Genomic DNA, 7,663 nt, shown 5'->3' on the forward strand with positions numbered 1-7,663 from the left:
TCATGTCGGATCCCAACTACCATTCCATCGACGCTGATGCATCCATCGGCGGACAGGTCAGGCGCGGTGGTATAGGCCTCATGCGCCCGTTTGCAGTCGTCGCCAGCATCGCCGGCGTTGGTGTCGTCCTGTATTTCCTTCTGGCGGGTGGGGAGGCAGAGCCGCCGATCGACACGACCCCTCGCGAGGAATTCCGGCCGGTCCAGACACCGAGAAATGAAGGGTTCCGGACGCCGTCACCGCCACCGCTGCCCACGGTCGAAGTCCCCGCAGCACCACCTCCGCCTCCGCCACCACCGGCGCCGCGGGTGCCGGCCTCAGCTCCTGTCGCACCGCCTGCGGACATCGATTGCTCCCGGGGCAAAAATCCCGACGACCCGAAATGCATTGAGCTGGAGCGGAAGGCGAAGTTGCTGGAGCGCGTCCGCTCCTCCGCCATGGTCTTCGACCAATCCGACCAGACGAGAAGCGCTTCGGCGACGTCGTCCGACGCTGCTGGCGCAGGTCCGTTTGGGGCGAGTAGCACGGCCAGTGCATCAAATACCGTTACTGGAGATGGCGGCGGGGCTGTCGATGGCGATCGGGCCTTCCTGAAGGCGATGGGCGGACAGGGGGTGGAGGTGTCGGCCGCCACAGAAAATCGCCGTACCGATGCCTGGATACCGCAGGGCACGATGATCCGCGGTACGCTCGAAACAGCCATCAACTCCGATCTCGCCGGGATGGTGAAGGGGATTGTGCGTGAGGACGTCTATTCCTTCGATGGCCGTCGTATTCTTATCCCCGCCGGATCCTCGCTGATCGGTGATTACAAGTCCGGCGTCCAGAGGGGGCAGGAGCGGATCCTGATTGTCTGGACGCGGATGATCCGCGGCGACGGCGTCTCGGTGCAGCTCGGTTCCTATGGGACGGACCGTCTTGGCCGTTCGGGTATGACCGGCATGGTCGACAGAAAGAATTGGGAACGTTTCGGACCGCCGGCCCTTATGACGCTGATCGGCGGCGCGACACAATACATTGCGCAGCTTGGCCAGAGGCAAGATCGCTACATCACCATCGTCAACGACAATGGCAGTGTCACGCGCATTCCACAGGACAACGGTGAGACCTCACAGGACCGTGCCCGTGCGATTGCGGCGGAAACCATCGCATCGGGTATCCAGCAAATTGCATCTACAGCGTTTGAGGATTCCCGCAACATTCGTCCGACCATCCACATTCCGCAGGGCTCGGATATCAATGTTTTCGTGACGCGCGACCTCGATTTTGCCGGCCTTTATCCTGACCCGGTCCGCGAAGAGTTCGAGCGGCTGCGCAAGGTGAGATACGGCAAATGAATGCGCGCCCCCAGATTTCCGCCGAACAGCACTTTCTGACCGAGGCGCTGGAACCGATCCGGTCATTCCTCGACGATCCCGCTGTCGTCGAAATCTCTTGCCAGCGCAGCAACGAGGTCTGGCTGGAGAAGATCGGGCAGCTCCGGATGGTGCGCCACGAGATCGACGGACTGGATCAGGATGTCATCCGCCATATGGCTTCTCGCGCTGCCTCCTTCACAAAGCAGACGATCAATGCTGAAAATCCACTTCTTTCGGCGACGCTGACGGGAGGCGAACGCGTCCAGTTTGTCTTGAGCCCGACCTCGGCAACCGGTCACGCCTTCTCGATCCGCAAGCAGTTTATCCGACGGTTCGACCTCAACGACTATGAGGAAGCGGGCGCTTTCCGCTTCACAAAGATAACCGGCGACGACTATCTCGATGATGTCGATATCGAGCTCTCGCGACTGTTGCGGATCGGAAAGACGCGCGATTTTCTGGAACTGGCGGCCACCAATCATCGAAGCATGCTGATTTCGGGCGGGACTTCCACCGGTAAGACAACCTTCCTCAATACCATGCTGACCGCAATCCCCGACCATGAGCGGTTCATTCTCATGCAGGACACGGCCGAACTGGAGCCACGCCAGGAAAATGTCGTTTCTTTGCTGGTATCGAAGGGCGGACAAGGGGAGGCGAGGGTGACAATGGGCGACCTTCTCGCCACGGCGCTTCGCCTTCGGCCCGACCGTATCTTCATGGGCGAGCTGCGGGGAGACGAGGCGTTTGATTTTCTAAATGCCATCAACACCGGTCACCCCGGCTCGATGTCAACGATCCACGCTAACTCGCCGCATCATGCGTTCAACCGGCTGTCGACGCTGGTGCTCAACAGCAATGTCCGCATGGAACGCGACGATATCATCCGCTACATCCGCTCGATCATCCCGATCGTAGTTCAGTTGAAGAAGAGCGATGCCGCCGGCGGTCGCGGTGTCAGCGAGATTTATTTTGCCGACGAGGTTGATGAACATGGCCAGCGTATACACGGACGGAGAGATTGATCGCCCGAAATGGACGGGTCTCCAGAAACTGTCTTTTCTCACACTGCCTGTCGCGCTGGTTGGCGTGGTCTGCATATGGTTGGCCTTCTTCACGTTGATCTACGACGCCTATGTCGTTTCCTTCGGTTCACTGTCGTATTTCGACTATGTTGGCCACGTGCGGTTCGCTGATGCCGCTCGCTACACCTGGTCGATCATCCATACGCGCAACACGCTTGGTTTGTCGCTTCTGGCATTCACGCTTGCATCACCCTTCCTGTTCTTCCTGATATGCATCTGGATGCTCAAGGGCGGCAGGGCGTTGTCGCGCAAGATCCTTTACCTCCTGCATGTCCGTTCGATGTTCAGCCTGATTGCGCTGACCGCGCTGATCTTTGCCGCCGCCTGGGCTGGCGCATTTATCTACGGCTTTGCCTTTTATCTCGTCGCCACGAAGGCTGGCGAACATGCCGAAATCGCCAGCTACTACGGCAGCCATCTTGCCGCAATGTATCAGGCGCCGTTCGGAACGACGGATACAGCCGGGGTCTATCAGCGGCCTTCCCGGCAGACGGTCCAGGCTACACTCGTGGGGCTCGCCGCCGCCGGCGCGCTGGTGGGGTTTCCGATTGGTGCAGCAATCCAGAAACGCCAGCGGATGATCATGGGCAGGGCCCGTCTCGCCACCCTCAAGGATGCGGCAGACTTTCGCCTGCGCGACAAACACGGGATCGTGCTTGGTCTCAAGCAAGGACTTCTTCTTCGCAACGATGGTGACCAGCATGTAATGCTGATCGGCTCCCCCGGACAGGGAAAGTCGCGTGGCTTTGTCATTCCCTCCATGATGAGTTTCGAGGGCTCGCAGGTGGTGCTCGACATGAGCGGTGAGCTGTTCGAGGAGACCTCCGGTTTTCTGAAGGACAAGGGATTTGAGACTTTTCTGCTGGCGCCAGGATCGAAATTTACCGACGGTTACAACCCGCTTGACCTGATCAGTACGGACCCACACCAGCGCATCACCGACCTCCAGAAATTGACGCAGATGCTGCTACCGGAGCGGCTTCGCTCCGATTCTTCCGATTTCTGGGAGGAGAGCGCCCGGATTCTGCTCACCGCCATGCTTGGCTTCGTGCTCGAATGCCCCGACACCCGCAAGTCGCTAAGCGAGCTGTACCGTATCCTTAACTCGATGTCCGACGAGCGTACGGCGATTGTTCAGCTGCTGGAGAACTACGAAACGGTCCTTTCCGACCAGACCCGTATGCAGCTCACCAAATTTGCCGGCCGGCACGAAAAGCTGGGTGAGGGGATCGCGGCCGAAATCGTCGCCAAGCTCAACTTCCTGCAGAACCCGCTCGTGGAGGCGTTGACATCAATCACCACCATTCCGGTCGATACCATACGGAAGCGCAAGCTGGTGATCTATATCCAGGCCGACTGGAATGCCATCCAGATCTATGAGCGGCTGATCTCGATGTTCATCCAGCAAATGGCCGACAAGCTGGTTCAAATGGGTCCTTTGCCCGATGGCGAGCACGAAGTGATGATGATGCTTGACGAGTTTGGCAATGGTGGCCGCATTGACACGGTGCTGACGCTCGCCCCCTTGATCCGCAAGAACGGGGTGCGGTTCGTCTTTATCCTTCAGGACGGTGCCCAGCTGGAGCGATTGTACCAGCGGTCCGGACAGAAGATTCTGATGGGAGCATCGACGATCAAGGTCTTCATGAACTTCCAGAACCAGGACGATGCAATGGCGGTCTCGCTCGCGGCCGGAAAGACGACGGAATGGGTCGAACAATCGTCCTATTCCCATCGCCATGGCCGTCGTCAGCGATCAATCTCGAAGGTGCCGATGTCAGTCGATCTCCTTCCGTTGAACACGTTGATGATGATGAAACCGGAAGAGGCGATCCTGCAGGTCACCGGCATGCCGCTGATGCGGATCATGAAACTGGACGCCGGGGGCGAGCGTATGTTCGCGAAAGTCCGCAAGTTCAAGATGGTATCGAAACCCTGTCTGAAGCCTGTTGAGTGGACGATAGCCGACAGTGACCGCCTCGGGTCCGTCACGCCAGCCGCACCGGATATAGCCGCGCCCAGCGATCAGGCCGGCTTGAAATTCGGAGCTGACATCGATCTGGCTGCCATCGAGCGGGTCCGGAAGCCGCAAGATCTTCGCTACATCGTGAAGGACGGCGTTCGTCACGTTTATATTTCCTCTCTTGACGAGCTGCGTCGCCGTCTGGACCTCGATGAGACCCGCGCCGCAGGCCTGGTAGAAGAAGAATTTGGCGATGAGCCGCAGCCGGGACGTAAACCCTCGCATAGCGCGGCTGGCCGGAGAGAGAAACGTGGTGAGCCGAAGGAAGCCCTCGTCAAAAACGCCGATAAGATTGATCTCGATGTCGATGAAGAAAAGCTTGGCCAATCTTTCTACCCGGGATCTCCGACAAGGCGGCAGAATTATCCGGATGGCGCATCCGGTTCTCCTATTCTCCGACGCCAGGAAGTAAGAGAAGCATTCGGAGGCGAACTTCAGGCTTTGAATGACATCATCTTCCTGCAGGCTGCGGAAAATGTGGTTGAGCCACAAACGCTGAACGCGGACGTTGAGCTCCTCATAGACACTCTCTCAGGCAAGCTGACGGAGGACAGTTCGAAGGCATGGCTACGCGAGTTCGCAGACACTGCGCGCGATCCTTTGCGCGAAGATGAGGCGGCGCCCGATAGCATGCCGGGGAACGAGTAGCTGGCTGGCCTCAGATCAATCGTAGTTCACAGGGCCAGACCAAGTCAGGTCGCGGTGCCCGAGCATCAGGAGAACACCAACCATGGCCAAAATCGAGCGCCTCTCGACGCTTCATATCGCCGATGAACGGCATCTCGAACGAATCGTTTCCGCGGCCCGTGCCGACCCGGGCTTCTGGCTGATGGTGAAGGAGCGCGAAATGGAACTGAGAACGATGCGCGTTGAGCTCAGGCGCCTCGGTGCTGACGAGAGCAAAATCGACCATCTGTTTCCAAAGAGGCTTAAGCCAACACTGTCTGATCTCGCGGACGAACTTGTAACGCGCATGTTTGGGAGTTGCCCTCAAGACATGCTGGTGCCGGTTCAGGATGCCCTCCTTGCTGCGGCAAAGCGCGAGCTGGATGAGTATCCATAGAGCCGACCAGTTCGTTGCGGGCTGACCTACAGCCATTGATAGCGGCGGCTTCGACGATGTTCTCCTGCTCGGCTTCGTTGAGGTCCTTCCTGTGCGTGATCCAGCTCTGCAGCAGGGCCTCGCGTTCCTGCGGATCGAGCGGTCTCGCATCCTCCGGCTTTTGAAAGAGATCGGCCATGTCTCGTTCCAGAGATCACGGTCGGAAAGCCGGTCGCGGATATAGGTCTGGATACCTGCTTCAAGATCGGGATCGTCCGTGCCCTGCGCTTCCACCCGCATCGTATGCGCGACGCGCTGCAGTTCGCGCACCGCGATCTTGCGTGCGCGCGCATTGACCATCGCTTCGAGCGCTGTGTTCGGGACGAGTGCATAGACGAGAGTGCAGTCGAGCGCCTCGGCCGCCCGCTGCAGGGTGTTCAGCTGGATCGTACCTGCCGCCTCGGATTTTTCGATCGTCTCGACGGTTTGCGGCCGGATGCCCATTCGCACGCCGAGTTGCGCCCCGGTCATGCCGATCGCATCGCGCAACGCGCGCACCCCGCCCTTCGGCGGCGCCTTTGAGCGGTCGGTCGGCCTAAGCCCGTCGAGCCTCTCGTCGAGCCGTAGTCGGGCTCCCCAGCGGGCATCGCTTTTCACGTTGCCCTGCCTGCCAGTGCCACATCAGGCCATAGCCTGATTTCCACAAACCTGGGATCAGCTTATAACGTGAAATGGAAAGTATCAAAACACGGCTATAGCCTGATATTATTAAGCTGAAAATCAGTCCATAGCCTGCCTGACGGTTTTTTGCGCATACCTGAAATCCTTGCAATTACGCTTCACATGTGCCGGACATTGTCGATGACCCAACCTTGCAGGCGCTTCGCTGTCGCTTGCGCATTTGCCTCCGTTAGATCCTCGGGAAAGATACTGAACATCGGTCCGAGCTGCTTCATGCGCGGAACGGTTTTTTCCTTGGCCTCGCGATACTCATCAGTTTCCATGCCGAAGGCCTCGACGATCAAAGTTGCGGGCGTATGTTCCTTGTAGGTTGCCTCAACTATGAAATCCGGCCGGCAGGGCCCAAGCGGTGTTTCGGTCGCAAAAAGCGGCTTGGTGATCTTGATACGGAGATCAGGAACGCCTTCCAACAGGGACCCCTGAAGCCAGAACAGGAGATGGCACACATCTCTTTCAAAACCGGATTCCACCGGATACAATGTGTCGCCATTGTAGACCGGCTGGGCATAGGCTTGGACAGCCCTGGCTGGTCCCTCGTCATCGTCGCCGAAGTCCACGTTTAGCAAAGTAAGGAATGGGCCGCGCCGCGCCGGGTCACCGCGCAACGGCTGCCGCACTTTCCCGATCACGTCGATTGGTCGCGAGGACGATGCCGGCAAGATTGTCTGAACGGATATGGATTTCGCATACAGCAGCATGAAGCCCGTGCGACGAAGCTTTCCGGGCCAGTCTGGACGCGAGGTTTCGAGCAGGCGTTGCCAGCGGCTGTCAGTTGCCCAATAATCGGCCGCCCACGTCGACAGCAGGGCATTAAGTGACCATGTTCTCAAGACTCGAAGTTCTTTGGCGGCGGCGCGCAGCTTTGACAACTGATTTCGTAGTGTCAGATCGTACTCATCCTGCAGGGGAGAAACGATGTTCACACCAGCGTCGTCGAGCAACCGCCACAGGATGCCACCGAGCCTCGACGGTCTGTCGTTTCGCTCCGTCGAGCGATTGATGTCGTGCTCGGCGACGTCAGCAAGACGGTCGGGAATGGCCGGCAATGCGTCGATGTAACTCCGATCGGACTTTCGGAGAGGCCGAATGTGGTAGCTACGATCGATGAGCGCTGGCGTCGCGTCCTTATCCACGTGAAAAGGGCAACTGATTGTGTGGTTTGGCCGCTCCTTATGACGAACAGGGTCTTCGTCTTTCGACGTCAATCGCCGCAGCGTATAGGTGTGCTGTTGCCGGATCGGGGCGAGGAGGGGCTGGAGCCGACAGGTGAGGCAATCGCACTCGATCCAGCCGTTCATCACCTTGGCTTGCCGGATCACAGCGAGGGCAATTGACTTCTCAGCATTGGAAGCAGCATTACCATACCATGCCCGAAGCGCTGCGGCCTCTTCCTCGGTAAGCTCTGCCAGGCTGT

4 protein-coding genes and 2 pseudogenes are annotated in these 7,663 nt (G+C 58.7%); 3 read left to right on the forward strand and 3 right to left on the reverse strand.

Annotation, left to right across the window (positions count from 1 at the left end; all coding sequences use genetic code 11):
• The first annotated feature begins 2 nt into the window (after nucleotides 1-2).
• Genes virB10 through ACODTZ_RS28610 form a run of 3 tightly spaced genes read left to right on the forward strand, consistent with a single transcriptional unit; the run spans nucleotide 3 to nucleotide 5,114 of the window.
• On the forward strand, nucleotides 3-1,337 hold the full coding sequence (gene virB10 / locus ACODTZ_RS28600; RefSeq protein ID WP_489029823.1) for a type IV secretion system protein VirB10: 1,335 nt from the start codon (nucleotides 3-5) through the stop codon (nucleotides 1,335-1,337).
• Entirely contained in the window at nucleotides 1,334-2,383 is a 1,050-nt protein-coding gene (gene virB11 / locus ACODTZ_RS28605; RefSeq protein ID WP_489029825.1) for a P-type DNA transfer ATPase VirB11, read from the forward strand. Before virB10 ends, virB11 begins: the two co-directional genes overlap by 4 nt.
• Nucleotides 2,352-5,114 (forward strand): type IV secretory system conjugative DNA transfer family protein, encoded by a 2,763-nt coding sequence (locus tag ACODTZ_RS28610; protein WP_489029828.1) that lies wholly within the window; start codon nucleotides 2,352-2,354, stop codon nucleotides 5,112-5,114. Before virB11 ends, ACODTZ_RS28610 begins: the two co-directional genes overlap by 32 nt.
• A gap of 407 nt (nucleotides 5,115-5,521) precedes the next feature.
• On the opposite strand, the pseudogene ACODTZ_RS28615 reads toward ACODTZ_RS28610, so the two are convergent.
• From ACODTZ_RS28615 to ACODTZ_RS28625, 3 genes and pseudogenes are all read right to left on the reverse strand, one after another.
• Nucleotides 5,522-5,707 (reverse strand): annotated as a pseudogene (locus ACODTZ_RS28615) (mobile mystery protein B); the annotation flags it as partial.
• Between the two features lie 2 nt (nucleotides 5,708-5,709).
• Nucleotides 5,710-6,165: pseudogene (locus tag ACODTZ_RS28620) on the reverse strand (mobile mystery protein A); the annotation flags it as partial.
• A gap of 182 nt (nucleotides 6,166-6,347) precedes the next feature.
• Nucleotides 6,348-7,658, reverse strand: a complete 1,311-nt coding sequence (locus ACODTZ_RS28625; RefSeq protein WP_489029830.1) for a DUF8535 domain-containing protein — start codon at nucleotides 7,656-7,658, stop codon at nucleotides 6,348-6,350.
• Between the last annotated feature and the right edge of the window lie 5 nt (nucleotides 7,659-7,663).

It is taken from the genome of Rhizobium sp. FG113, assembly GCF_057809895.1.